Here is a 25,431-nt window from a genome sequence, read left to right on the forward strand (position 1 = left end):
CTGCTGGAGCCCGGTACCGGAAATATTTTTGCAGAGGTTGCGGTTAGGTTACATAGCAGCGAGTTGCACTTTCTGTTGCAATTCGATCACGCTGTCGCGGAAGCTGTTGTCAGTGTCCATGAGATCTTTGACGGTCTGACAGGAGTGGATCACGGTGGTGTGGTCCCTGCCGCCGAAGTGTTCGCCGATGGTTTTGAGCGAGTTCTTGGTAAAGCTCTTGGCCAGGTACATGGTGATCTGGCGGGCCTGTACGATCTCACGTTTGCGTGTTTTCTGCAACAGCTTGTCGTATGCCACGTCAAAATATTCGCAGACCATTTTCTGGATGCTTTCGATGGTGATCTCTTTGGAGGAGGTTTTTACGAAAGACTTCAGCACGCGTTTGGCGAGTTCGAGGTCAATTTCTTTCCGGTTGAGGGATGATTGTGCCAGCAGGGAGATGAGCGCGCCTTCCAGCTCGCGTACATTGCTCTGGATGTTGTAGGCTACGTATTTCACTACTTCCTTCGGCATTTCAAGGCCGTCGTTGCGCATCTTCATTTCCAGGATCTCCATGCGGGTCTCGAAGTCGGGCAAACCAACGTCTGCGCTGAGGCCCCAGCGGAAGCGGCTCAGCAGCCTCTCCTGCACGCCATCCAGGTCTTTGGGCGGTTTGTCGGAGGTCAGGATCAGTTGTTTGCCGCTCTGGTGAAGGTGGTTGAAAATGGCGAAGAACGCGTCCTGCGACTTTTCGGCGCGGGCGAAGAACTGGATATCGTCTACGATCAGCACGTCTATCAGCTGGTAGAAGTGAATGAAATCGTTGATGATATTATTCTTGGAGTGGTCTATGAACTGGTTGATGAACTTTTCGGCGCTCACGTACAGCACGGCCTTGTTGGGGGCCTGCCTTTTCACTTCGTTGCCGATGGCCTGCGCCAGGTGCGTTTTACCGAGGCCCACGCTGCCGTAGATCACGAGCGGGTTGAAGGAGGTGCCCCCTGGTTTGTCGGACACGGTTTTGCCGGCCCTGCGCGCCACACGGTTACAATCGCCTTCTATAAAGGATTCAAAGGTGTAATTATGATTCAGCTGTGAATCGATCTGCACGCGTTTGATGCCCGGGATCACAAACGGGTTCTTCACCGGGTTTTGTATCGTTAACGGGAAATCAACTTCACTGTCCTTCTGGGGTTTGGTGAACTGCGTGGGCATATTCACGGTTTTAGGGTGTTGATGTGGAGTGCCATTCTCAACTACTATCCGATATTCCAGCCGTGCTTCTTTTCCTAACTCCCGCTTGATTGTTTTTCCAAGGAGGCCTACGTAATGTTCTTCCAGGTACTCATAGAAAAACTGGCTGGGCACCTGGATGGTTAAAACATTGTTCTCAAGCTTTACGGGTTTTATCGGTTCAAACCATGTTTTAAATGGCTGCCATTCCACAATATCCCTGATTATATTCAGACACCTTTCCCAAACTTGTTCGCAAGTTTTATTCATTTAGTAAAAAATAATTAGTCGTGTTTATAATTTGGGTGTTCTCGAATACAAATTCTTCAATGCGGGCAGTTGAAGAACTTTTTTGACAGGACGACGAATATCTGTAGAAAATGTTGAAAAAAAAAATTTATCTGGCCTTGTTTTATTTCCAACAATTACAGAATGTTCCGACCCTGTTTATTCAAGTTTTATCGGCTAAAACACCCGTTTAGCCTGCAATTCCACAACAATGAAAAGTGTTAAACCGTACAAGCATGATTAACAAGTAATTTGTAAAACTGTTTACTTGTTTACATGAAATACCCGGCATATCTGGTAAAATACCATTGCCAGTTCGCCTATCATTTCGTAAACCCGGGGGATACTCAGTTGGCTGTAGCGCTCTTCACTTTTTCAGGTAACTGCTTTCTCGTTATTCTCAAATTCCGTGCAAATTTATGATATGGTTCGCAATAATTGCGAATAACTTGTGTAAAAGTAATTAAGCTCCACTGTACTGAAAAACTTATCTTTGGCGGAATTGAAATTTTAAATTTGTTATTATGAGTTTTGAAATTACCGGAAAGCTGGTAGTGAAGTACAATACGGTTCAGCGCAGCGAATCGTTCAAGACCCGGGAATTTGTGATCGAGAAGTCGGATGATATCAACGGCCGTGTGATCACAAATTATATCAAGTTTCAGTCTGTGCAGGATCGTACCAGCATTGTGGACCGTCACAATGAAGGGGAAATGGTTAAAGTTTATTTTAATATAAAAGGCACGCGTTGGGAAAAAGATGGTAAAGTGAATTACATCACCAACCTCGACGCATGGCGTATGGAAAGCATGATGCAGGCACAGCCCGGTGCGGACCGCCAGCCCGATTATAATACCTCACAGGAAGCCCCCTTCTCTCAGGGACAGGGCGGCGGCAACAGTGGGGACGATCTTCCCTTCTAGTCGTTGGTCAATCTTATTGAATAGCGCGAAGGCCCCCGCAAGGGGCCTTTTGCCGTTTATACCGTATCTTCGCAGCCAGTTTTAGGATAAATACCTAACCGCGCATGATACAACAGATATCTCTCAAGCTGCCTCCGCAGGAGGCCGGCCAGCACAAGGCCATCACCCGGCACGCCGCCGCCTCGCTCGGCGTGAAACCCGCAGACATCACCGGCTTTAACCTGCTCAAACGTTCCATAGACGCCCGCTCGCGGCAGGTATACTTCGTGCTCACACTGGAAGTATTCGTAAATGAACCCTTCAGGCAAAGAACTTCCCCTGGCTTCCGGTACGATCCCGTAAAACCCGGTGCCGAACGCGTGATCGTGATCGGCGCAGGTCCCGCGGGGTTGTTTGCGGCTTTAAGGCTGATAGAGCTCGGCCTCGAGCCGGTCGTACTGGAAAGAGGGAAGGATGTGCGCGCGCGCCGCAGAGACCTCGCGGCCCTCAACAAAACCGGCATCGTAAACCCTGAATCCAATTATTGTTTCGGCGAAGGCGGCGCCGGTACGTATTCGGATGGCAAGCTCTACACCCGGTCCAACAAAAGAGGGAATATCAATCGCATCCTGCATATCTTCCAGCAGTTCGGCGCGGATGAAAATATACTCACGGACGCGCATCCCCACATCGGCACCAACAAGCTCCCGCACATCATCACCGCGATGCGCGAACAGATCATACAGAGCGGCGGCGAAGTGATCTTCGAACAGAAGGTGACGGACTTCCTCGTGCACGACGGCCGCATCACCGGCGTAAAGACCGCCGCCGGCGAAACCTGGGATGCAAAACACGTCATACTCGCCACCGGCCACTCCGCCCGCGATATTTTCCATCTGCTGCGCGATAAACATATATTAATAGAAGCAAAGCCCTTCGCGCTGGGCGTACGCGTGGAACATCCGCAGTCGCTGATAGACAGTGCCCAGTATCATTGCAGCCTACGCGGCGATCACCTGCCGCCTGCCAGCTACAGCCTCGTGGAACAGGTGGAAGGCCGCGGCGTGTTCTCCTTCTGCATGTGCCCCGGTGGCATCATCGCTCCTGCCGCCACATCGCCGGGCGAACTGGTGGTGAACGGATGGAGCCCTTCCAAACGCAACAACCCTTACGCCAACTCAGGCATGGTAGTAACCGTGGATGAAGGTGACTTTGCGCCATTTGCAAAGGAAGGCAGCCTTGCCGCCATGTACTACCAGCAGGCCGTAGAGAAAGAAGCCTACGAAGCAGGCGGCGGCAGCTTTGTAGCACCGGCCCAGCGCATGACGGACTTTGTAAAAGGGAAAGTATCCGCCACCCTGCCCGATTGTTCCTATATTCCCGGCCTGAACAGCGTGAACCTGCGTGAAGTGCTGCCCGCTGCTGTACACACCCGGCTCGGTGAAGCCTTCAAAGCCTTCGGCAAAAAGATCAGGGGATATTATACGGACGATGCCATCCTGGTGGCAACGGAATCACGTACCTCGTCGCCGGTGCGCATTCCGCGGGAAGACGCCACGCTCATGCATCCGCAGGTGAAAGGCCTTTACCCATGCGGGGAAGGGGCCGGTTATGCAGGCGGCATCGTGTCTGCCGCCATGGACGGGGAACGCGTGGCTGAAGCCATCGCGGGAGTTCGTATATAGCAACAGCCGGTTCGTGTATTATTATGAAAATTCTATATGAATTCCTTGGCCCCGTACGGGAGAACCTGTAATTTAACATCGTCAATCAAGATTATGAACGTACTGGACCTGCAACATCTCAAGAAGCACTATGCCACCCACAAAGCTGTGGACGATATCAGTTTCTCCATCCCGAAAGGCAGCATCTTCGGCTTGCTTGGGCCGAACGGCGCGGGTAAGACCACGCTGCTGCGGATGATCACCGGCATATTCTATCCGGACGCCGGGGAGATACTCTTCGACGGCAAACGCTTCGACCCTCATCACGATATTCAATATATCGGCTACATGCCCGAAGAGCGCGGGCTCTACAAGAAAATGAAAGTAGGCGAACAGGTGCTCTATCTTGCCCAGCTGAAAGGCCTGAGCAAAAAGGATGCGCTGGACAAGATCGATTACTGGTTCAATAAATTCGATATCACTTCCTGGTCCAATAAAAAGATCGAAGAGCTGAGCAAGGGCATGCAGCAAAAGGTACAGTTCATTTCCACCATCATGCACCATCCCAAGCTGCTGATACTGGATGAGCCCTTCTCCGGCCTGGACCCGATCAACTCGCAGCTCATACAGGACGAGATATTCGACATGGCAAAGAACGGCACCACCATCATATTTTCCACCCATCGCATGGAGCAGGTGGAAGAGATCTGCGACCACATCGTGCTGGTGAACAAAGGGCGCAAGATACTGGACGGGCCGGTGAAGCAGATCAAGCAGGATTTCAAGCAGCACCTGTTCCGCATCGGGCTGGATACGCAGCCCAATCCCGCGCAGATGGCCACCCATCATTTCACCATCATCCAGAACCACGACAAGGCCTATACCGTTAAACTGAACGAATTCAGCCAGACAAACGATATATTGTCCCATTTCATTCACCATGGCATCCAGGTGAACTTTTTCAAGGAAATACTGCCCACGATCAATGAAGTGTTCATCTCCCAGGTGAAGATGACGGATATGGCGAACTAACCTGCGAAATTTTATAAACGTACAGAAAACGAAATCCTGCAACCATGAATAAGATCTGGATCATCATCAAACGAGAGTACCTGACGCGGGTAAAGAAAAAATCCTTTGTAGTTGTAACGCTGCTGCTGCCGCTGCTGTTTGTAGCCATGCTGGTGGTGCCCATACTGATCGCGGGCGGAACCGATAACGAGAACGTGGCCGTGGTGGACGAAAGCAAAATATTCACCGGCAAGATCGCCGATGAAGACAACCTGCACTACAAATTTGTAGATCAGAACATTGATTCCCTCAAAAAGAACTATTCCGAACTCGGCTATACCGGGGTGCTGCATATCCCGCAGATGGACGTCAGCCGCCCGCCCAGCATTATTTATTATAGCAAGGGCCAGATGAACATCATGCTGAAATCCAAAATGGAAAAGAAGCTGGAAAATGTGCTGGAAGACAAACGCATGGAGCAGGCCGGCATCGACAAGTCCAAGCTGGAAAGCATCCGCGCCGATGTGGACATCGTGAACCTGGCCGGCCGCGAAGAAAAGAAGGGCAGCGCAGGCCGTGCCTACATCATCGGCTATGCCTCCGGTTTCCTGATCTACATTATCCTGCTGGTGTTCGGCACCGTGGTGATGCGGGGGGTAATGGAGGAGAAGATGAACCGCATCGCCGAAGTGATGATCTCCAGCGTGCGGCCCTTCCAGCTGATGATGGGCAAGATCATCGGGATCGCTTTCGTAGGGCTCACCCAGTTCCTGATATGGATCGTACTGATAGTGGGATTGTATTTCGTGATCATACTGGCATGGGGCCCTGAAATGGCCAGCAGCGCGATGAGCAACGGCATGGCGGGAAGCCCGTCCTATACGGCCAGCGAGCAAATGGCATTGCAGGTGCAGGAAGCGTTGCAGGGTGTGAACTGGACCTTCCTGATCATGATATTCCTGTTCTATTTCCTCGGCGGGTACCTGTTTTACGCGGCGCTGTTCGCCGCAGTGGGCAGCCTGGTGAATGAAGACCCGAACGATGCGCAGTCGCTTACTTTCCCGATCACTTTACCTGTCATCTTTTCGATCTTCATCATGATCGCTGCGGTCAGCAAGCCCAACAGCAGCCTGGCTGTCTGGGGAAGCATCATTCCCTTTTCATCGCCCATCGTGATGATGGCGAGGATACCTTACGGCGTGCCGGGCACGGTGCCTTACTGGCAGCTGGGATTGTCTATGCTGCTGCTGATCGGTGGGTTCATCGGCACTACCTGGGTGGCGGCGAAAATTTACCGCACAGGTATTTTACTGTATGGTAAAAAGGTCACGCTGAAAGAAGTGGCGAAGTGGGTGATCCGTAAGAGCTGATCTTTCTAAGATAAGCCAACGTTGGCCAACAAAGGTCGTCATTGCGAGGAGCTGCGGGGCCTTTGTGCAGGAGCCGCGACGAAGCAATCTCTCAATAGCTTGGAGGATATCAATCCGGTGTAGGAGATTGCTTCGTCGCTCCCCCGCTTTGGCTCTGCTGCTCCTCGCAATGACGGGCTTTCCATGCAATGATGATCCATTTTAACAGATCGCTATCCGCTCGCCATCCCGCCCAGCCTGCGCCCCGTTTCCAGGAACCCGTCCCATATCTCGCGCAGCACATCTGCCGCGGGCATGATGCCGCCGATGAGCGCGCTCACCTGCCCGATCTCCAGCTCTCCCTCTGCCAGGTCGCCTTCAAACATCCCTCGTTTGGAACGGCCGCGGCCCAGGAGGATGTTCAGCTCTTCACGGCTGGCGCCTTCCTGCTCGGCTTTCTGCACGGCTTCGAAGAATGCGTTGCGCAGCAGCCGCACGGGCGTAAGCTGCTTGAGCGAAAGCATGGTATCGCCTTCGCCGGCCTTTACCACCGCGTCTTTAAACGACTGGTGCGACGATGCTTCGGGCGTGGCCACAAAACGGCTGCCCACCTGCACACCTGAGGCGCCTAACGCGAAAGCCGCCGCCATGGCCTTTCCTGAGCCAATGCCGCCAGCGGCTATCACCGGTATCTTTACGGCATCCGCCACCGCCGGTACCAGCACCATGGTAGTGGTCTCTTCGCGGCCGTTGTGGCCGCCTGCTTCAAAACCTTCCGCCACCACGGCATCCACGCCCGCGTCCTGGCTCTTCACCGCGAACTTCGAGCTGGATACCACATGCACCACGGTGATCCCTTTTTCTTTCAGCAGGGGCGTCCAGGTTTTGGGATTGCCGGCGGAGGTGAAAACCACTTTCACGCCTTCTGCTATAATAATGTCGATGTGTTTTTCTATGTCGGGGTAAAGGAGCGGCACGTTTACGCCGAAAGTACGGCTGGTGGCCTGCCTGCATTTGCGGATGTGCTCACGCAGCTGATCCGGGTACATGCTGCCGGAACCGATGAGGCCGAGCCCGCCGGCATTGCTGACTGCGCTGGCCAAACGCCAGCCGCTGGCCCATATCATGCCTGCCTGGATGATGGGATAATCCGTGCTGAAGAGTTTCGTAACGGGATTGCTGAATGCCGCCATGTGTTGGTGATTGGTTACAGGGAGGCAATTTAATGATAAAAGCGTTAGCCAAGGTCGATCTCCGTATTGTCCCCGATGTTCAGGCTCTGGCTGAGCCCGCGGATATTGGCGTCGCTGCCGATGAGGGACGATTTGAGCACCACTTCGTAAAGATTGCTGAACGAGCCGATGATGGAGTCTTTCACGATGGAATAACTGATCACGGTATTATCGCCGATGGCCACGTTCGGCCCGATGATGCTGTTCTTGATATTGCAGCCTTCTCCGATGCTCACGGGCGGGATGATGATGGTATTTTCGTAGGGCAGCACCGGGTTGGTGGCCAGCTTATATTTTTTCAGCAGGATGGCGTTGGTCTCCAGCAGGGTCTCTTTCCGCCCGCAGTCGAACCAGTTGTTCACCTTGAAGGCATTGAACTGTACGCCGTGGCGGATCATGCATTCCAGCGCGTCGGTGAGCTGGAATTCGTCGTGCGAGCGCACCTGCTGTTTGATATTATCTTCCAGGCACTGGTACAGCTGTTCGGTTTCCCTGATCTTGTACATGCCTACCAGCGCCATGTTCGACTTCGGTATCTGCGGCTTCTCCACCACGCGCGTGATCTTGTTCTGATCGTTGATCTCGGCCACGCCGAAGTTCCGCGGGTCGTCCACTCTCTTTACGCCCAGCACGGAGTGCGGCGAGTTGATCACTTCATGGAAATCCCCTTCCACGATGGTGTCTCCCAGCACGATGAGCACTTCGTCACCGCCCACCACGTCGCGCGTGAGCAGGATGGCATGGCCCGTACCTTCGCGCGAATTCTGCTGCACGAAGTGGGTGGTGAGGTCAGGGTATTTTTTTTCAACGTAATGCTGGATCTTTTCGCCAAGGTAACCCACTACGAACACGAATTCGCGGATACCGGCCTCCACCAGCTGATCCACGATGATGCTCAGGATCGTTCTCCCGGCGAGTGGAATCAAAGCCTTAGGTTGTGTATATGTATGTGGGCGCAGCTTGGTGCCTGCGCCGGCTACTGGAATTATTGCCTTCATGTAAAGGATTTGGAGTGTATGGTTCACTGCTTGCGATAAACCGTTCTCACTGCTTAATCGCGGGCAAATTACGGAATCAATCCTTAAAAATGAATTAGGATTTATCATTATCGGATTAATATTAGGATTAACATTTATATTACCCGAGACTTCTTTTCATCAATTCCAAGTTTATAATTACCCGGAAGAAGATTAATTTTGCGTCTTAAATTTTCCTTCACCATGCAAAGAGACCAGCAGATATTTGATATCATTGGCCAGGAACTGGAAAGACAGCGCCACGGCATTGAGCTGATAGCTTCGGAGAACTTTACGAGCCTCCAGGTTATGCAGGCCATGGGCAATGTAATGACCAATAAATACGCAGAGGGGTACCCCGGGCGCCGCTACTATGGCGGTTGCGAAGTGGTGGACCTGAGCGAACAGCTGGCTATCGACCGCGCCAAACAGATCTTCGGCGCTGAATACGCCAACGTTCAGCCTCACTCCGGCGCGCAGGCCAATGCTGCTGTATTGCTGGCCATCCTGCAGCCCGGCGACAAGATACTGGGCCTTGACCTCAGCATGGGCGGGCACCTTACCCACGGTTCCGCTGTTAACTTCTCCGGGAAGCTTTACCAGCCGTTCTTTTACGGTGTGAATAAAGAGACCGGCCTGGTTGAATATGATAAAATGGAGGAAGTAGCGCTCCAGGAAAAGCCGAAAGTGATCATCTGCGGCGCTTCCGCTTACAGCCGCGACTGGGATTACAAACGCATCCGCGAGATCGCCGACAAAGTGGGCGCTTTCGTAATGGCGGATATTGCGCATCCCGCCGGCCTTATCGCCAAAGGGCTGCTCAACTCACCGTTCGCGCATTGCCATTTCGTAACCACCACCACGCATAAAACGCTCCGCGGCCCCCGCGGCGGTATGATCCTGATGGGTAAGGACTTTGAGAACCCCTTCGGCCTCAAAACCCCCAAAGGCGAAGTGCGCATGATGAGCAACCTGCTGGATATGGCCGTATTCCCCGGCATCCAGGGTGGCCCGCTCGAGCATGTGATCGCAGCCAAAGCAGTATCCTTCTTCGAGATACTGACAGACGAATACGACCAGTACGCCCGCCAGGTGATCCGCAACGCGCAGGCCATGGCCCGCGCTTACGTGGAGAAAGGCTACCAGATCATTTCCGGCGGTACCGATAACCACCTGATGCTGATAGACCTGCGCAACAAGAACATCAGCGGTAAAAAAGCCGAGCAGATCCTTGTAAAAGCGGATATCACGGTTAACAAGAACATGGTTCCCTACGACGATAAATCGCCTTTCATCACCTCCGGTATCCGTGTAGGCGTTCCCGCTATCACCACCCGCGGCCTGAAGGAAGAGCATATGCCGCAGATCGTTGAATGGATGGATAAGCTGATCCTGGACGCAGACAACGAAGACCTGATCGCGAAGGTGCGCGGCGAGGTGAACGAATTCATGAAACAATTCCCGCTCTACCCTGAGCTGAAATAATAAATCTTTAAGAGGTTTGTAAAAAAAGAGGCCGTCTCATCCGAGGCGGCCTTCTTTTTTATGTCCACTGTATACTATCCCGGTAAGGCGGTCGCTTTACTTCGATACATTGATCTCTGCAGGTTGCTGGTTCCTGAACACCGTAGCCTTCAGCTTTTGGTGCCAGGCGTTTGACTGGTAAATGCTGAGAAAGTCTTTGATGTTGTTCACCTTTTCGCCGTTCAGCATCAGCAGCACGTCTCCCGTGCGGAAGCCCATCTTCTCCGCTTCGCTACCGGCGGGCACGGTGATAAAGTAAGCGCCTTTTTCATCAGGCAGGCCGGTGGCGGAGCGTTCTCCCAATCCTTCAATATTCTTCACGGTTGCGCCCTTCCAGCTGATGCCTGCCTGCCTGCCGGATTGCTGTGAGAACAAAGTTGCAGGCAAAGGCGCCGGCGCCGCTTTGGCCCGCAGCCGTTTGATGCGCACGCCGAACTGGTTCATCGGGAAATTTCGGAAGCCTGCTTTCAGTGCGCCGCTGCCGGGTTTCACACGGTAATCGCCCGCTGCGAAATTGATGAACTGCGGGTTGCCGTACAACGAATGCCGGTCCGTACCATTGGCCTGCGCGGCTTTTAGCGCGTCCGCATCAGGAAAGAAATTGGAATCCACCCGCTCGCCCCACTTTTTGATCTGTATGGGTTTGTAGGCGGTAGTTACGATGTTCTTGCGGAATATGTCGCCGCTGTTGAGGAACCATACATGCGGGTGAAAGGAATTGTTGAGCAGTATGTTGTTTTCTACGGTGCGGAAAAATCCTTCGCGTAGCTTGAGGCCGCCGTTGAGGCATACGTTGTTGTAGATGCGGTAGTTGGAGGAGCCGTCGTCCAGGTCAATATCCCAGCCGTGATCGCAGCGGAAGCGGTTGTTGCGGATCACCGTGGTGGTGGCCGCATCCAGCAGCACCATGCTGATGTTGGCGGTAGTGGCGCTGTCCATCACCCGGCGGTCGGGATGCCAGAACCGGTCGCGGCCCCAGGAGTTGAACGCGCCATGGTCACCGGTTTCGAGCACGGTGTTGTACACGTCGTTGTGCTCAATGATATGCCCGCCCCAGGTGCCTTCGCTGATGTTGATGCCCGCCCGCGGCAGGTCGTGAATGGTATTGTAAGCCACGTTGATGTGCGAAGCCATGGATATCTGCACGCCGGCGGATTGTTTTTCCGTTTCGCCGGTGTATTGTACCAGGTTGTCCGTGGCCTTGCATTGTTTCGGGTAATCGTTGCCCTTCGGGCCTTTCGTGAGATCCATCTGCGCATAGGGAACGGCCTGGTTATATTCGAATGCGGGAGAGCGCACCGCATCGGGGTTGCCCACGAAGGCGATGCCGCTGGCGCCTGCTTTATAAATATGACAGCTGTCTATGCTCACGTAACGGTTATAATTGTTCACGAATACGGCATTGCCGCCCACTTCGTTAAAAAAGCAATTGCTCACGTAGCAGTATTCCGCGCCTTCCACCAGCAGCGCCCCGCCGCGGTAGATGGTCCAGTCGCTGCGCAGCAGCGGCTCTTTGGTGAGCATAAAGGTCCGTGTGTTGCCGGTGAACTGGAGATTGTTCAGTATCACCTGCTTCACCGGTTTCTTTTCTGTGCCTTTGATCACGACCAGTTCTGTAAGCGATGCGTATGCGATATCGGCGGCGGGCTGCTGTCCGGGCGGGGGTTTATAATAAAGCGTATGCTGCGCGGCGTCGAAGAACCATTCCTGCGGCGCATCCAGCTCTTCCCGGATGTTCTCTACGTAACGGTGCTGCGCATGCAGCCCCATCTGCCGGTTGTTCTGCCAGCCGCCTTCCAGCATGGCATTGCCCGTTGAGTCCACACCGGTGATGCGGTAGTGGTAGCCGCCCCATTCGGCGCGGTGCAGGGCATGCACAATGCCGCCCTCAGGATGTTTCCAGGTTTTGATCCTTCCGGGAGCGAGCGCGTCCGCGGAGGTGCCGTGGTAGAACCTTGCAGTGGAATCGTAATTCGGATAACGCGCCAGTATCTTCGTCTGCCCGTTCATATACAGCCGGTCCATGGCGGTAACGGATGCAGGAATGGTAGCGGAGTAGATGCCGTTTTCCTGCGCCTGCCAGTTCACCTTCAACGGCCGCGCGCCGCTGATCACCGCGTTTTCGCCGGGGTAACCCATGATGAAAAGCACGCTGTTCATATCGCTGTTATCTTCCGGCGTGAGCACCAGCGCACTGTCCAGGTAATAAATGCCGCCGCGCAGGGTTACCTGGATGTTCCGCCCGGGATGTTGCGCACGGAGCTGCCGCCAGAGTTGCTGCGCGCGGTGCAGCGTGGCCAGGGGCCGTTCTTTGGTACCGGGATCAGTGTCTTTCCCGGCAGGTGAAAGGTAAATCCTCTGCGTTTGCCCCAGCGACGGAAGGGTTAGCGCCATACAACAGGTGAGTAGCCATTTAAACATATGCAGATGTTAAAAACACAAGTTAACCCCATATTTCCAGGCAGGGTAATAGTAAATGATCAAATTCTTGCAGAAAAATTTGGAGAATAAAGGAATTGCTGTACATTTACAGTGTACTAGTTAAGTAGTACACTAATTTAAACCCATAACTCCAATATATGGTATCCCTTCAACACCTTCATTTTTCCTACAACAAAGCCGTACCCATTCTCCGGGATGTGAACCTGGAGCTGAGCCCAGGCCGCATATACGGCCTGCTGGGAAAGAACGGCGCGGGTAAAAGCAGCCTGATGTATAATATCTGCGGCCTGTTGTTCCCTGCTTCCGGCAGCTGTACCGTGCTGGGGCACACGCCATCCCGCCGCGAGCCCGCTTTTTTGCAGCAGGTATGCCTGCTGCCGGAAGATTTTGAGCTGCCGGATATGCAGATCAATAATTACCTGCGGCTCTATGCGCCTTTTTATCCCGCTTTCAGCCGCGCTTCCTTTGAAGAATATCTAAAGGCTTTCGGGATGGAAGGAAACGAGCATCTCCGGGCGCTCAGCCACGGCCAGCAAAAGAAAGTGCTCATCAGCTTTGCGCTGGCCACCAACGCCCGGCTGATACTGATGGACGAGCCCACCAACGGGCTGGACATCCCGTCCAAGCGGCAGTTCCGCAAAGTGATCGCGGGCAGCCTGCAGGAGGGCCAGTGCATCATCATCAGCACGCACCAGGTAAAAGACCTGGACAGCCTGATCGACGAAGTGCTGATCCTGGAAGATCACCGTGTTATTCTCCAGCAGCCCGTTTCCAGCATCACGGAAAAGCTCAGCTTCAGGCAGGTGATGAGCCTGGAAGAAACGGAAGCGCCTATCTATAGCGAAGGCGGGCTGAAAGGATATGCCGTGGTCGCGGTGAACCGCCGGGCGGAGCAGAGCCGTATGGATATGGAAATGTTCTTCAACGCCGTGATGGCGGAGAAAGAAAAGATCCTTCCTTTATTTAACCGTTAAAACCTTTTACCGATGAAATTCTCCTTCCACCGTTTTATACTTTTATTGAAGCTGCAGCTTGAGGTCAACCGCAGGTTTTACCTGCTGGGGGCGGCCGCTGTAGCGGGGTTGCTGCTCGTGTATATGATCTTCCGCGCCGCGAATGGCGACCTGGGTTTCGAGTTCGATGCGCAGGAGGAAAGCTATGACTTCACCCTGCTTTTTTCGTGTGTTACATTCGGCACCCTGGCATTCCGGCAATTCAGCGGCAGGAGCCGCAGGATACAGGCGCTCATGATGCCGGTATCCGCCCTGGAAAGGCTGGCGGTGGCGTTCCTGCTGGTGTTTATCCTGTTCCCTGCGGGTTTCACCCTCCTTTACCTGCTGTGCAACGCGCTGGCAAACCAGGTGGACATACAGGTATTCGGCCATCCGAACGAACTGTACCTCCTCAACGGCGAAACGGGGATAAATGCGCTGACGATACTGTTCTTGTTGCTGCCGGTCACATTGTTGTGCGCGGTGTGGTTCAGGAAACTCACTTTTGTGAAAACCCTGGTGATGTTGTGCGTGCCTGTGCTCGTGTTTTCTTTCTTCAATAGCATGCTTGGTAAAATGGTGATCAGCAGCGTTCAGCCCGCACCATATGAAGGCACCCGCTTTGCTTACTGGGCGGCCACCCCGTTCATGTATCTCAGCGTAGCCGGCGATATGCCCGGCGGGCAGAGCGGGTTCAGGGTATATAACCTGGCGCTGCCGCCCGGCCAGCAATGGATATTCACGCTGTTCCTTTGCCTTATTCCCGTAGTGTTCGTTTACCTGGCTTATCTCAAACTGCGCGAGCAGGAGCTGTAACGCCTCAATCTTTTTTATGGAATTCAATCAAACGCAGCCCATATATCTCCAGATCGCGGATTACGTGTGCGACCAGGTGCAGCTCCAGCACTGGGCGCCCGAAGGCAAAGTGCCTTCCGTGCGCGAGCTGGCCGTTACGCTGGAAGTAAATCCCAATACCGTCATGCGGTCCTACGAATATCTCCAGCAGCAGGGCGTCATTTACACACGCCGTGGCCTCGGTTATTTCGTGAGCGACGACGCGGTGAAAAAAATTCTTGCCGCGCGTAAGGAACAGTTCCTGCAGGAAGAGCTGCCGCTGTTCTTCCGGAAAATGTACCTGCTGGGTGTTGAGCTGGACGAGCTCAAGGCCCGGTATGAAAAGTTCAAACAGCGCCAGCTGAAGGCGCAATAAATGCATCAAACATGAAAAAGAGCAACAAAATATTTATCGGTTTCATCGTGGCGCTTACAGGCATGATGATCCTGTTCAACCTGCTGCTGAAAGTGCAGTATGCCAAAGGGAATTTCAGCGAAAGGGGAGGAGTGCAGGAAAGCATTACCCGGCCCCTGAAACCCTTCCGCCACCTGGTGTTCAACGGGAAATTGGCGAGCGGTTTCCAGGACAGCCGTTATATACCGGATCAACGCAGCATTGCACTGGAGGTGGGCCCTCAATTCCCGCCGCAAATAACGGTGAGCAACAAGCTCGGCAGGTATCTGAAGGAATCTTACAGGGGCGACACGCTTTTCCTGGGATATGAAATAGACCGGCTTCGCGACAGGAACGATCTTAATTACGATGACAGCCATTCGCTGAAAGTATACGCGCCCGCATTGGCTTCTTTTACGGTGCTGAACGGGATGGTGGAGATACCTGATATGTCGCAGCAGGAACCTTTTAAGATGGTGGTGGAAAATACGCGGTATGTAACGTTTATCAAAATGAAACTGCCCGCGCTGGCCATTTACTGCCGGAACAGTTATGTGAACCTCTCGCCCTTGCAGCAGGTAGATTCGTTGTGGTATGAAATGAAAGGTTTGTCCTCGTTTTATTTCAACACGCCGCACCGGTTCGGGAAGATCGTGCAGGGGAACATGGATTCAATGGCGCGGGTGAGTATTGCGGGGAAACCCGCGGAAATGCAGGCTTATTTGAACAAACAATAATTCTGTCTCAGCAAATGGAATCGAACATGAAAACGGTCCCGGTATTCACCGGGACCGTTTCAGTTATTTGAATTGCGTGGCAAGGTAAGCCATGGTGCCGGCGCCTATTTCAAGGCTCCGTTCATCTACATCAAAAATGGGTGTGTGCACACCGGCGGTGATGCCTTTTGCTTTGTTGCCCGTGCCCAGCCTGAAGAAGCAGGCAGGTATCACCTGCGAATAAAATGCAAAATCCTCGGCGCCCATGCGCATCTCGGTATCCCCGACGTTTTCAGCGCCCATGTACTCTTCCGCCAGCGCGCGTGCTGTGGCGGTCACGGTTTCGTTGTTGTACAGCGTGGGGTAACCCACTAGAATATCGATATCGATCTCTGCGCCCATGGCATGCACCAGTTCCGTTGCCTGCTTGCGGATCAGCTCGTGGGCTTTGAAGCGCCAGGTTTCGTCCATCGCGCGGAAAGTGCCCATCAGCTTCACTTCGCTGGGTATCACGTTGGTGGTGAAGCCGCCGTTGAAAGCGCAGATGGATAATACGGAAGGGGAGAACGGGTCGTTGTTGCGGCTGATGATCTGCTGAAGGCTTACTACCAGGTTGGAGGCGATGAGGATGGTATCTGCCGTAAGATGCGGTGCGGCGGCATGGCCGCCTTTGCTTTTTACGGTGATGTAGATCTCGTCTGCGCTGGCCATGTATTTGCCGGCATGAAAGCCCAGCCGGCCCGTTTCCATCGCGGGCAGTACGTGGAGGCCCAGGATGGCCTGCGGTTTGGGATCTTCGAGTGCGCCGTCCTGTATCATGAGGCTGGCGCCGCCGGGATGTTTTTCTTCTCCCGGCTGAAATAATATTTTAACGGTGCCTTCAAATTCATCGCGCACCTGCTGTAAAATGCGGGCCGCACCCAGCGCCACGGTGGTGTGCACGTCGTGCCCGCAGGCATGCATCACGCCATGGTTCTGCGATTTATAAGGAACGTCGTTGGCTTCTTCTATGGGCAGGGCGTCTATGTCTCCCCGCAGGGCGATCACCTTGCTGGAAGGTTTCTTTCCTTCAATAAGGGCTATGATACCAGTGCCTGCCACGCCGGCGCGGTAGGCGATGCCGTATTCGTCCAGCTTTTGCCGGATGAACCTGGCGGTTTCAAATTCCTGGAAAGAAAGTTCCGGGTGGGAATGGAGGTGTCTTCTGCATGAAATAAGGTCCGGTGCGTATTCACTGGCTAGGGACTTGATCCGGTTCTTCATTCTGATTCTTTTTCCGGTGACACGTTGATGATGGTAGGTACCACAAATACGCCGCCGCTAAACAGGTCTGAGAGTTTCTGGCGCAGTTCGGTGGCTTCGTCTCTTGTTCTGAAATCGCCGATGCGCACTTTGAAATAGGGTGCTTCAAAATCCACATAACTCCGGTAATCCGGGTACAGCTGCATCACTTTGGCCTTGGCGTCAAGCGCTTCGTTGCGTTTGTTGGTGGTAAGCACCTGTACACGGAAGCCGGGCTGGTTGCGGATAGCCAGGTTGTTGATGTAGATCTGTTTCCTGATGAGGATGTCTATCCGGCTGTCTTTTATGACCTTCACGCTTCCTTCCCGGGGCGTGCTGTCCTGCGCGCGCAGGGTAGCGGCGGAGAACAAAAAAAGAATTAAACAGCCTGTTCTTAACATCATATAATAAATCGTTTGATTGCAGAAATTGAAGGCAGGTTTTCATTATTGCATGCCTGCCGCCTGTTTCATGATCTCTACGCTGGCGCTCGCCCCTATCCGGGTTGCCCCGGCATTGATCAGCTCCCGGGCGAAAGCAAATGTACGAATCCCGCCGGAAGCCTTGATCTGAATGTTGGAAGGCAGGTGTTTGCGCATCAGCGTTACTGCTTCAACGGTGGCGCCTTTTTCTGCGTAGCCGGTAGAGGTCTTTACAAAATCCACCCCGTACCGGGCATACAGCTCGCAGCACTTCACGATCTCATCCTCCAATAATATGCCACTTTCGATGATCACCTTCAGCGTACGCTGTTTATTGCGGATAATAGGCATGATGGTGGCGATCTCCTTCTCCAGGTACTCCCAGTCGCCCCCGCGGATGGCGATGAGGTTGGCCACCATATCCAGCTCGTCCGCCTCGTCTATGATCGCCAGCACGCTTTCGGCCACCTTGGCTTCGATAGCGCTGTAGCCGAAGGGGAAGCCGGTAACGGTGGCCACTTTGGTGGTGGTGCCCCCGGTGAAGGTCTTGGCCAGCTTTACAAAGGGAGGAGGCACGCAAACAGCCGCAAAGTCATATTCCACGGCCTGCATGCAGAGGTTTTTGATGTCCTCCAGGGTGGTAACGGGTTTCAGTATAGTATGGTCGATGTACCGGTTGATCTTCATGGCAGGCGGTTTATCCTGAATTGATAACGGAGTTACACAGGCTGGCCCGGGTAACTCCGTTAAGATGAATGGGTGTATAATGTTATTTACAGGTCTTTACCGTGACAGTTCTTGAATTTCTTGCCGCTTCCACAGGGGCAGGGATCATTCCTGCCTACTTTAGGGCCTACGCGCACGGGTTCGGGCTTGTGCTCTTCGGCGGTGGGAGCGTATTCTTCCCTGCGGGGAGCTGCTGCAGCTGCACCATTGCCGTTTTCGTCAAATTCCTGGTGCGTGGCGCGCATGCGGCTCATGTCGGTCTTTTCCTCGCGGCCTTCGGTGATCTCGGCGGTTTCGCCCTGCTGGCCGGGAATGCCGCATTTACAGAGGAACGATACGATCTCCTTGCTGGTGTCCGCGCTCATTTGTTTGAACAGCTCGAAGGCTTCGAATTTATAGATCAGCAAAGGATCTTTTTGTTCGTACACGGCGCTCTGCACAGACTGTTTCAGGTCGTCCATTGCGCGGAGGTGTTCTTTCCATGACTCGTCTATCAGCGCCAGGGTGATGCTGCGCTCCAGCGCGGAAATGGTTTCCTTGCCGCCGGTTTCCACCACTTTTTTCAGCGGCGCCAGCACGTTGATGCCTTTTTTACCGTCTGTGAAAGGAATGGAGATATTCTCGATATGCTGGCCCTGCTCTTCGTAGATCTTTTTGATCACGGGGAAGGTGCCGCTGGTCACTTCTGATGTTCTGCGGTGGTAGTTGTGAACGGCTTCGGCATACAGCTTTTCGGCGATCTCCTGTACGTTGCCTTTTTGCAGCTCGTCTGCGCTGATGGAGGTATCCACGGCAAAGTTCATGATCACTTCCAGCTTGAAGGCTTCGTAGTCGCCGGATTCGCGGTGAATGCTCACAAGCGATTCCGCTACTTCGTAGAAGGAATTATCGATGTCTATTGCCAGGCGTTCGCCGAACAGGGCGTGGTTACGTTTGGAATAGATCACGGTGCGCTGCTTGTTCATCACGTCGTCGTATTCGAGCAGGCGTTTACGAATGCCGAAGTTGTTCTCTTCCACTTTTTTCTGCGCCCTTTCGATGGAGCGGGTGATCATGCTGTGCTGGATCACTTCGCCTTCTTTGTAACCCATGCGGTCCATGAGGGAAGCGATACGTTCCGAGCCGAACATGCGCATCAGGTCGTCTTCCAGGGATACGAAGAACTGCGAAGTACCGGGGTCGCCCTGGCGGCCTGCGCGGCCGCGCAACTGGCGGTCCACACGGCGGCTTTCATGGCGTTCGGTACCGATGATGGCCAAACCGCCGGCTTCTTTCACACCGGGGCCCAGCTTGATGTCCGTACCGCGGCCCGCCATGTTGGTGGCGATGGTCACCGCGCCGGGCAGGCCGGCTTCGGCCACGATCTGCGCTTCACGGGCGTGCTGCTTGGCGTTCAGTACGTTGTGCGCCACTTTTTCGAAGGTCAGCATTTTGCCCAGCAGCTCTGATACCTCTACGGAAGTGGTACCTACCAGCACGGGGCGGCCTGCGGCCTTCAGGCTCTTGATCTCTTCGATCACGGCCTTGTATTTATCACGTTTGGTTTTGTAAACCAGGTCTTCCGCGTCTTTACGTACTATGGGGAGGTTGGTGGGGATGGTCACCACGTCCAGCTTGTAGATCTCCCAGAACTCGCCGGCTTCGGTGGTGGCCGTACCGGTCATGCCCGCCAGCTTGTGGTACATCCTGAAGTAGTTCTGCAGGGTGATAGTGGCGAACGTTTGGGTGGCGGCTTCCACTTTCACATTTTCCTTGGCTTCGATGGCCTGGTGCAGGCCGTCTGAATAGCGGCGGCCTTCGAGTATACGGCCGGTCTGTTCGTCAACGATCTTCACTTTGCCGTCCATTACCACGTATTCCACGTCCTTATCAAAGAGGGTGTAGGCTTTGAGCAGCTGTTGTACGGAGTGGATGCGCTCTGATTTAATGGCAAAGTCCTGCAGCAGCTGGTCTTTACGCATCAGTCTTTCTTCCGCGGAGAGGTCGAGCTTTTCAAGCTCCGCTATTTCGGAACCTACGTCGGGCATGAGGAAGAAGTTGGGATCTTCGCCTGCGCCGGTGATCAGGGCAATACCCTTTTCGGTAAGGTCTACGCTGTTATTTTTTTCTTCGATGTGGAAGTAAAGCCCTTCGTCCACTTTCGGCATTTCGCGCTGCTGGTCGGCAATGTAATAGTTCTCTGCTTTCTGTTGCAGTACTTTCATGCCGGGCTCGCTGAGATATTTAATAATGGCGCTGTTCTTGGGCAGGCCGCGGTAGGCGCGGAACAGGGCCAGGCCGCCGGTTTTGGGATCGTCCTTGCCTTCCGCGATCAGCCTTTTGGCTTCCTGCAGGCTGGCGTTCACCACTTTCTTTTGCTCTTCCACCAGGCGCTGTATGCGGGGCTTCAGGGCGTGGAATTCCTGCTCGTCCCCACGGGGGATAGGACCGGAAATAATGAGCGGGGTACGCGCATCGTCGATCAGCACGCTGTCCACCTCATCCACCATGGCAAAATGGTGCTTGCGCTGCACCATTTCCTCGGGGCTGTGCACCATGTTGTCGCGCAGGTAATCGAAACCGAATTCGTTATTGGTACCGTAGGTAATGTCTGCTTTATAGGCCTCGCGGCGCTCGAAGGAGTTAGGCTGGTGCTTGTCGATGCAATCCACGGTGATGCCGAGGAATTCGAAAAGGGGGCCGTTCCACTCACTGTCACGGCGGGCCAGGTAATCGTTCACCGTTACGATATGCACGCCTTCGCCGGCAAGGGCGTTCAGGTAGGCGGGCAGGGTGGATACAAGGGTTTTACCTTCACCGGTGGCCATTTCGGAGATCTTACCCTGGTGCAGCACGCTGCCGCCGATAAGCTGCACGTCGTAATGCACCATGTTCCAGGTCACTTCGGTGCCGCCGGCGATCCAGGAATTTTTCCAGGTCACTTTGTCACCTTCAATGGTGATATATTCCTTTTTAACGGCCAGCTGGCGGTCCAGGTCGGTGGCTTTGGCAGTGATACTGCTGTTTTCCTTCAGCCTGCGCGCCGCTTCCTTCACTACGGCAAATGCCTCGGGAAGGATGACCTGCAATATCTCTTCTATCTTTTTATCCCGCTCCTTGATCAGCTTGTCGATCTCACGGTAGGTAATGTCTTTGCTGTTAACGTCTTCTTCAGTTTCCGCGCTTGCTTTTTTGTCGGCAATCTCCTTGTCTGTGTCAGCCAGGTGGGCTTTGATGCGGCCGCGGAACTCCTGCGTTTTATTACGCAGCTCGTCGATGGTAAGGGATGACAGTTTTTCGAACTCCTCGTTAATCTGCTTCACGATAGGGAGGATGAGCTTGATGTCGCGCTCTGACTTGTTTCCTCCGAAAAGCTTTGTTAAAAAACCTAGCATGTTAAAATTTTCGATTTCAAAAGATAAAATAACCTCGTAGCGGGAGAAATATAGTCAAATATTAAGCCCGGCGGCAAGGCAGTGCCAAGGTGGCAGGAACATGGGTCCCTGTTTTCCGAGGCTCGTAAAATTAGGAATTTTTAGGGGATGGACGAGGGAAATGCGGGAATTACTTTAAATACTGCCCGGTTTTTCGTGAAATAATGCCAGCCTGTCATTATACCGCGGCGGAAAAATTAATTGTCTTTTGAACACGAATTGTATATTGTGTTTTAATAAACCGGCGGCTGTTCGTCAAGAAAAGATGAAAATATGTAAATACTTTTTATAAATTTAAAGGTTTTAAATACGCTATTGAATTTTTTATAAAATCACGTCTATGAAGCAGATACAGCCAACAAAGCTTTTTTACACCAGCTGTCTTTCATTAATTGTAACGGCTATGACCTTTGCCATCCGCGCAAGGATCATGTCGTTATGGGGATCCGATTTCACGCTCAGCAACGAGCAGGTTGGCATTATTGCCGGCACCGCCTTCTGGGGCTTCACCCTGGCCCAGATCATCGGCGGCCCGCTGGTGGACGTTGTGGGCATGAAAAAGATCCTTTATGTAGCATTCTTCGGCCACATTGCCGGGGTGGTGCTCACCATTTTCTCCCTGAGCTTCTGGCCGCTGTTCCTCGGCACCCTGCTGATCGGCATTGCCAACGGCAGCATAGAAGCGGCCTGTAACCCGTTGGTAGCCACCATTTATTCTGGTGAAAAAACCAAAATGCTGAACCGTTTTCACATGTGGTTCCCCGGTGGCAACGTGATCGGCGGCCTGATCGCCTATCTGATGATAGATCAGCTTCAGCTCAGCTGGCAGTGGCTCATGGGCATCCTGCTGGTTCCGATTGCGCTGTACGGTTACCTTTTTTCTTCTGCCAGGTTCCCTGAAACAGAAAGGGTAAGCGCCGGCGTTTCTTACAGCGATATGCTGAAAGCCTGTATAGGCCCCCTTTTCATATTCATGGTACTCTGCATGTTCCTCACCGCCGCTACCGAACTGGGTACCGGCCAGTGGATCGAAACGCTGCTGGGCCAGGTAGGCGTTTCTGCCATCCTGATATTTGTATTTATTAACGGTATTATGGCCGTCGGCCGCCTCTTTGCAGGTCCGGTGGTACATAAGCTGAACCCTGCCGGCATGTTGCTGCTCTCAGCCATTTTCACCACCATCGGACTGTACTGGCTGAGCAATGCCACCGGTTATGTAACTTTCGCGGCTGCGTTCGTATTTGCCATTGGCACTTGTTACTTCTGGCCCACCATGCTGGGTTTTGTATCCGAATATATCCCTAAAACCGGTGCCATCGGTCTTAACATCATGGGCGGCGCAGGCATGCTGAGCGTAGCCGTGATCCTGCCTTTCATGGGCAACTGGTTCGACAACAACAAAGCCAAGGCCCTCCAGGCCGGTGCGGATGCCGCCACTGCAAACCTGCAGGCAGGCAGGGACACGCTGACCACCGTAATGATCATGCCCATCATCCTCATCGTGGCTTTTGCCATCCTCTTCTTTGCCTACAGGAATAAAAGCAAGGTGAACCTGAAAGCAGAAGCACAAACCGCATAATCAAAGTAATCATATCGAAATCAAAATATAGTATGGACAGGAAACTTAGAATGGGAATGATCGGGGGTGGCAAAGACGCCTTCATTGGCGCCATCCACCGTATTGCCGCCAATATGGACGGCCTGATCGAATTGAAAGCAGGGGCATTGAGCATCAACCCCGAAATTGCTCAGGATTCCGGACGCTCGCTGTTCCTGGAGAGCGACCGCATTTATACCGACTTCAAAACGATGCTGGAAAATGAAGCCAAAATGCCTGCGGACAAAAGGCTGGACTTCATCACCATCGTGACGCCCAACTTCGCGCACTTTGAACCTGCCATGATGGCGCTGGACAAAGGGTTCCACGTAGTGATCGAAAAGCCGATCACCTTTACGCTGGACGAAGCCAAACAACTGAAAGCAAAAGTAGAGCAGACCGGTCTTACCCTCCTGCTCACACATACCTACACCGGCTACCCCATGGTAAAGCAGGCCCGCCAGATGGTTAAGAACGGCGTGCTCGGCAAGATCCGCAAGGTATGGGTGGAATACCCCCAGGGCTGGCTCAGCAAGCTCAGCGAGCGCGAAGGCAACGCCCAGGCAGCCTGGCGTACAGACCCCAAACGTTCCGGTAAGAGCGGCTGTATGGGCGACATTGGTACCCATGCCGCCAACCTCGCCGAATACATCACCGGCCAGCAGATAGACAAGCTCTGCGCAGACCTGAACGTAATGGTGGAAGGCCGCATGCTGGACGACGACGGCGCTGTGCTGCTGCGTTTCAACGAAGGCGCCGCAGGCGTGCTGATGGCGTCGCAGGTGGCGGCGGGCGAAGAAAATGCGCTCAAGATCCGCGTCTACGGCGAAAAAGGCGGTCTTGAATGGGCACAACAGGAACCCAATACCCTGCTGGTGAAATGGCTGGACAAACCCACGGAGATCCTCCGCGCGGGCGGCGGCAACCCTCACCTGAGCAGCTATGCCACGCATAACTGCCGTACCCCGGGCGGCCACCCCGAAGGTTACCTGGAAGCGTTCGGCAACCTTTACCGCAATTTCGCGCTGACCTTAACGGCTAAGATAGACGGCGCCACACCCGCTCCCGAAGCGCTGGACTTCCCGTCCGTGAACGAGGGCATCCGCGGCATGGCATTCATCGATATGGTGGTGAAATCTTCCGCCAGTACCGAAAAATGGACGAAATTCGAGATTTAACCGGCCGTTTTGTGCGATTTAACGGATATTGGACAACCGGATAAGGAGAGAGAAATATGAAACCGAGCAATGAGTTCACTACAGGAGGATAAATTGCGAGGTTCCATCTGACCGTTTAAAAAATAATTTGAACAGATGAGACCGTAAGGTCCCATCTGACCCGTAAAAAATCAAATTGAACAGATGAAAACGATCAAAGGGCCCGGCATTTTCCTGGCGCAGTTCCTGGACGATAAAGCCCCTTTCAATACCCTGGAGAGCATCTGCAAATGGGCGAAAGACCTGGGCTTTGTGGGCGTGCAGATCCCTACCTGGGACGCACGGGTAATAGACCTGAAAAAGGCTGCCGAGAGCAAGACCTATGCGGACGAGATCAAAGGCGTCGTGAACAGCGCGGGGCTGGAGATCACCGAGCTGAGCACGCATTTGCAGGGCCAGCTGGTGGCCGTTAACGCCGCTTTCGGCGAACTGTTCGACGGGTTTGCCCCGAAAGAACTGCGCGGCAACAACAAGGCCCGCACCGAATGGGCCGTGCAGCAGCTGATGTACGCCGCCAAAGCCAGCCGCAACCTGGGCCTGAACGCCCATGCCACTTTCAGCGGCGCATTGATGTGGCATACCTTTTACGCCTGGCCGCAACGCCCCGCAGGGCTGGTGGAAGCAGGGTTTAAAGAGCTGGCTTCCCGCTGGCTGCCCATCCTGAACGAAATGGACGCCAACGGCGTGGACCTCTGCTACGAGATACACCCCGGCGAAGACCTGCACGACGGTGCCAGCTACGAACGTTTCCTGGAAGCTGCCGGAAATCATGCCCGCGCCTGCCTGTTGTATGATCCCAGTCATTTTGTTTTGCAATGTCTTGACTATCTTGCCTACATCGATATCTACCACGAAAGGATCAAAATGTTCCATGTGAAGGATGCCGAATTCAATCCCACCGGGCGTTCCGGCGTTTACGGCGGTTACCAGGGCTGGGTGGAAAGACCCGGCAGGTTCCGCTCCCTGGGCGACGGGCAGGTGGATTTTAAGGCCGTGTTCAGCAAGCTGACGCAATACGATTATGCCGGCTGGGCCGTTCTTGAATGGGAATGCGCGCTCAAGCACCCTGAAGACGGTGCAAGGGAAGGCGCTCCTTTCATCAAGGACCACATCATCCGCGTTACCGAAAAAGCGTTCGATGATTTTGCGGGAACCGGCGCGGACGACAGCCTGAACAAAAGGATACTCGGTATCTGATA

Annotated in this window: 20 protein-coding genes; 12 read left to right on the top strand and 8 right to left on the bottom strand. The window is 53.7% G+C overall.

The window, feature by feature from the left end; all coding sequences use genetic code 11:
- Positions 1-48: 48 nt before the first annotated feature.
- On the bottom strand, positions 49-1,482 hold the full coding sequence (gene dnaA / locus ACTJIK_RS05965; protein WP_346316348.1) for a chromosomal replication initiator protein DnaA: 1,434 nt from the start codon (positions 1,480-1,482) through the stop codon (positions 49-51).
- A 542-nt stretch (positions 1,483-2,024) separates the two neighbouring features.
- Between dnaA and ACTJIK_RS05970 the strand changes: the two genes are divergently transcribed.
- The 4 genes from ACTJIK_RS05970 (at position 2,025) to ACTJIK_RS05985 (ending at position 6,447) form a co-directional block, all read left to right on the top strand.
- A complete protein-coding gene (locus ACTJIK_RS05970) occupies positions 2,025-2,423 on the top strand; it encodes a DUF3127 domain-containing protein (protein WP_440645441.1) in 399 nt (132 codons plus the stop codon).
- Between the two features lie 104 nt (positions 2,424-2,527).
- The gene (locus tag ACTJIK_RS05975; protein ID WP_440645442.1) at positions 2,528-4,087 is read left to right on the top strand and encodes an FAD-dependent oxidoreductase; all 1,560 of its coding nucleotides are present in this window, start codon (positions 2,528-2,530) and stop codon (positions 4,085-4,087) included.
- A gap of 93 nt (positions 4,088-4,180) precedes the next feature.
- Positions 4,181-5,098 carry an ABC transporter ATP-binding protein gene (locus ACTJIK_RS05980; protein WP_440645443.1) on the top strand — a complete coding sequence of 306 codons (918 nt, stop codon included), beginning with the start codon at positions 4,181-4,183 and terminating at the stop codon, positions 5,096-5,098.
- Between the two features lie 44 nt (positions 5,099-5,142).
- Entirely contained in the window at positions 5,143-6,447 is a 1,305-nt protein-coding gene (locus ACTJIK_RS05985) for an ABC transporter permease (RefSeq protein WP_440645444.1), read from the top strand.
- Between the two features lie 212 nt (positions 6,448-6,659).
- On the opposite strand, the gene ACTJIK_RS05990 is transcribed toward ACTJIK_RS05985, so the two are convergent.
- Together ACTJIK_RS05990 and ACTJIK_RS05995 are read right to left on the bottom strand one after the other, a co-directional pair.
- On the bottom strand, positions 6,660-7,619 hold the full coding sequence (locus ACTJIK_RS05990; protein WP_440645445.1) for an NAD(P)H-dependent flavin oxidoreductase: 960 nt from the start codon (positions 7,617-7,619) through the stop codon (positions 6,660-6,662).
- A gap of 44 nt (positions 7,620-7,663) precedes the next feature.
- Positions 7,664-8,656 carry a sugar phosphate nucleotidyltransferase gene (locus tag ACTJIK_RS05995; RefSeq protein WP_440645446.1) on the bottom strand — a complete coding sequence of 331 codons (993 nt, stop codon included), beginning with the start codon at positions 8,654-8,656 and terminating at the stop codon, positions 7,664-7,666.
- A 222-nt stretch (positions 8,657-8,878) separates the two neighbouring features.
- Here ACTJIK_RS05995 and glyA point away from each other — a divergent pair, with 222 nt between their 5' ends.
- On the top strand, positions 8,879-10,159 hold the full coding sequence (gene glyA, locus ACTJIK_RS06000) for a serine hydroxymethyltransferase (protein WP_440645447.1): 1,281 nt from the start codon (positions 8,879-8,881) through the stop codon (positions 10,157-10,159).
- 96 nt (positions 10,160-10,255) lie between these two features.
- On the opposite strand, the gene ACTJIK_RS06005 is transcribed toward glyA, so the two are convergent.
- Positions 10,256-12,619 carry a peptide-binding protein gene (locus ACTJIK_RS06005; protein WP_440645448.1) on the bottom strand — a complete coding sequence of 788 codons (2,364 nt, stop codon included), beginning with the start codon at positions 12,617-12,619 and terminating at the stop codon, positions 10,256-10,258.
- 158 nt (positions 12,620-12,777) lie between these two features.
- Between ACTJIK_RS06005 and ACTJIK_RS06010 the strand changes: the two genes are divergently transcribed.
- From ACTJIK_RS06010 to ACTJIK_RS06025, 4 genes are read left to right on the top strand one after another with little or no spacing between them, the layout of a single operon-like run.
- Positions 12,778-13,614, top strand: coding sequence for an ABC transporter ATP-binding protein (locus tag ACTJIK_RS06010; protein WP_440645449.1), 837 nt, complete (start codon positions 12,778-12,780; stop codon positions 13,612-13,614).
- 12 nt (positions 13,615-13,626) lie between these two features.
- Positions 13,627-14,448: a hypothetical protein gene (locus tag ACTJIK_RS06015; protein WP_440645450.1), complete on the top strand. Its 822-nt coding sequence runs from the start codon at positions 13,627-13,629 to the stop codon at positions 14,446-14,448.
- 16 nt (positions 14,449-14,464) lie between these two features.
- Entirely contained in the window at positions 14,465-14,842 is a 378-nt protein-coding gene (locus tag ACTJIK_RS06020; protein ID WP_440645451.1) for a GntR family transcriptional regulator, read from the top strand.
- 11 nt (positions 14,843-14,853) lie between these two features.
- On the top strand, positions 14,854-15,597 hold the full coding sequence (locus ACTJIK_RS06025) for a hypothetical protein (protein ID WP_440645452.1): 744 nt from the start codon (positions 14,854-14,856) through the stop codon (positions 15,595-15,597).
- A 63-nt stretch (positions 15,598-15,660) separates the two neighbouring features.
- On the opposite strand, the gene ACTJIK_RS06030 is transcribed toward ACTJIK_RS06025, so the two are convergent.
- From ACTJIK_RS06030 to secA, 4 genes are all read right to left on the bottom strand, one after another.
- Positions 15,661-16,839, bottom strand: a complete 1,179-nt coding sequence (locus tag ACTJIK_RS06030) for a M20 metallopeptidase family protein (protein WP_440645453.1) — start codon at positions 16,837-16,839, stop codon at positions 15,661-15,663.
- Positions 16,836-17,261, bottom strand: a complete 426-nt coding sequence (locus ACTJIK_RS06035; protein ID WP_440645454.1) for an SPOR domain-containing protein — start codon at positions 17,259-17,261, stop codon at positions 16,836-16,838. Before ACTJIK_RS06035 ends, ACTJIK_RS06030 begins: the two co-directional genes overlap by 4 nt.
- Before the next feature lie 42 nt (positions 17,262-17,303).
- Positions 17,304-17,966 (bottom strand): deoxyribose-phosphate aldolase, encoded by a 663-nt coding sequence (deoC, locus tag ACTJIK_RS06040; RefSeq protein ID WP_440645455.1) that lies wholly within the window; start codon positions 17,964-17,966, stop codon positions 17,304-17,306.
- Between the two features lie 86 nt (positions 17,967-18,052).
- Positions 18,053-21,379 carry a preprotein translocase subunit SecA gene (gene secA / locus ACTJIK_RS06045; protein ID WP_440645456.1) on the bottom strand — a complete coding sequence of 1,109 codons (3,327 nt, stop codon included), beginning with the start codon at positions 21,377-21,379 and terminating at the stop codon, positions 18,053-18,055.
- A gap of 379 nt (positions 21,380-21,758) precedes the next feature.
- Between secA and ACTJIK_RS06050 the strand changes: the two genes are divergently transcribed.
- The 3 genes from ACTJIK_RS06050 (at position 21,759) to ACTJIK_RS06060 (ending at position 25,429) form a co-directional block, all read left to right on the top strand.
- On the top strand, positions 21,759-22,997 hold the full coding sequence (locus ACTJIK_RS06050) for an MFS transporter (RefSeq protein ID WP_440645457.1): 1,239 nt from the start codon (positions 21,759-21,761) through the stop codon (positions 22,995-22,997).
- A gap of 32 nt (positions 22,998-23,029) precedes the next feature.
- Positions 23,030-24,193 (top strand): Gfo/Idh/MocA family protein, encoded by a 1,164-nt coding sequence (locus tag ACTJIK_RS06055; protein WP_440645458.1) that lies wholly within the window; start codon positions 23,030-23,032, stop codon positions 24,191-24,193.
- Between the two features lie 183 nt (positions 24,194-24,376).
- Entirely contained in the window at positions 24,377-25,429 is a 1,053-nt protein-coding gene (locus ACTJIK_RS06060) for a sugar phosphate isomerase/epimerase family protein (RefSeq protein WP_440645459.1), read from the top strand.
- Positions 25,430-25,431: the final 2 nt, after the last annotated feature.

The sequence above is a fragment of the Chitinophaga sp. 22620 genome (assembly GCF_052044405.1).
In the GTDB taxonomy this organism is placed as follows: Bacteria; Bacteroidota; Bacteroidia; order Chitinophagales; family Chitinophagaceae; genus Chitinophaga.

Excerpts from the sequence above, each read along its gene's own strand:
- dnaA (WP_346316348.1), bottom strand. The coding sequence starts at position 1,482 with ATGAATAAAACTTGCGAACAAGTTTGGGAAAGGTGTCTGAATATAATC.
- ACTJIK_RS05970 (WP_440645441.1), top strand. The coding sequence starts at position 2,025 with ATGAGTTTTGAAATTACCGGAAAGCTGGTAGTGAAGTACAATACGGTT.
- ACTJIK_RS05975 (WP_440645442.1), top strand. The coding sequence starts at position 2,528 with ATGATACAACAGATATCTCTCAAGCTGCCTCCGCAGGAGGCCGGCCAG.
- ACTJIK_RS05980 (WP_440645443.1), top strand. The coding sequence starts at position 4,181 with ATGAACGTACTGGACCTGCAACATCTCAAGAAGCACTATGCCACCCAC.
- ACTJIK_RS05985 (WP_440645444.1), top strand. The coding sequence starts at position 5,143 with ATGAATAAGATCTGGATCATCATCAAACGAGAGTACCTGACGCGGGTA.
- ACTJIK_RS05990 (WP_440645445.1), bottom strand. The coding sequence starts at position 7,619 with ATGGCGGCATTCAGCAATCCCGTTACGAAACTCTTCAGCACGGATTAT.
- ACTJIK_RS05995 (WP_440645446.1), bottom strand. The coding sequence starts at position 8,656 with ATGAAGGCAATAATTCCAGTAGCCGGCGCAGGCACCAAGCTGCGCCCA.
- glyA (WP_440645447.1), top strand. The coding sequence starts at position 8,879 with ATGCAAAGAGACCAGCAGATATTTGATATCATTGGCCAGGAACTGGAA.
- ACTJIK_RS06005 (WP_440645448.1), bottom strand. The coding sequence starts at position 12,619 with ATGTTTAAATGGCTACTCACCTGTTGTATGGCGCTAACCCTTCCGTCG.
- ACTJIK_RS06010 (WP_440645449.1), top strand. The coding sequence starts at position 12,778 with ATGGTATCCCTTCAACACCTTCATTTTTCCTACAACAAAGCCGTACCC.
- ACTJIK_RS06015 (WP_440645450.1), top strand. The coding sequence starts at position 13,627 with ATGAAATTCTCCTTCCACCGTTTTATACTTTTATTGAAGCTGCAGCTT.
- ACTJIK_RS06020 (WP_440645451.1), top strand. The coding sequence starts at position 14,465 with ATGGAATTCAATCAAACGCAGCCCATATATCTCCAGATCGCGGATTAC.
- ACTJIK_RS06025 (WP_440645452.1), top strand. The coding sequence starts at position 14,854 with ATGAAAAAGAGCAACAAAATATTTATCGGTTTCATCGTGGCGCTTACA.
- ACTJIK_RS06030 (WP_440645453.1), bottom strand. The coding sequence starts at position 16,839 with ATGAAGAACCGGATCAAGTCCCTAGCCAGTGAATACGCACCGGACCTT.
- ACTJIK_RS06035 (WP_440645454.1), bottom strand. The coding sequence starts at position 17,261 with ATGATGTTAAGAACAGGCTGTTTAATTCTTTTTTTGTTCTCCGCCGCT.
- deoC (WP_440645455.1), bottom strand. The coding sequence starts at position 17,966 with ATGAAGATCAACCGGTACATCGACCATACTATACTGAAACCCGTTACC.
- secA (WP_440645456.1), bottom strand. The coding sequence starts at position 21,379 with ATGCTAGGTTTTTTAACAAAGCTTTTCGGAGGAAACAAGTCAGAGCGC.
- ACTJIK_RS06050 (WP_440645457.1), top strand. The coding sequence starts at position 21,759 with ATGAAGCAGATACAGCCAACAAAGCTTTTTTACACCAGCTGTCTTTCA.
- ACTJIK_RS06055 (WP_440645458.1), top strand. The coding sequence starts at position 23,030 with ATGGACAGGAAACTTAGAATGGGAATGATCGGGGGTGGCAAAGACGCC.
- ACTJIK_RS06060 (WP_440645459.1), top strand. The coding sequence starts at position 24,377 with ATGAAAACGATCAAAGGGCCCGGCATTTTCCTGGCGCAGTTCCTGGAC.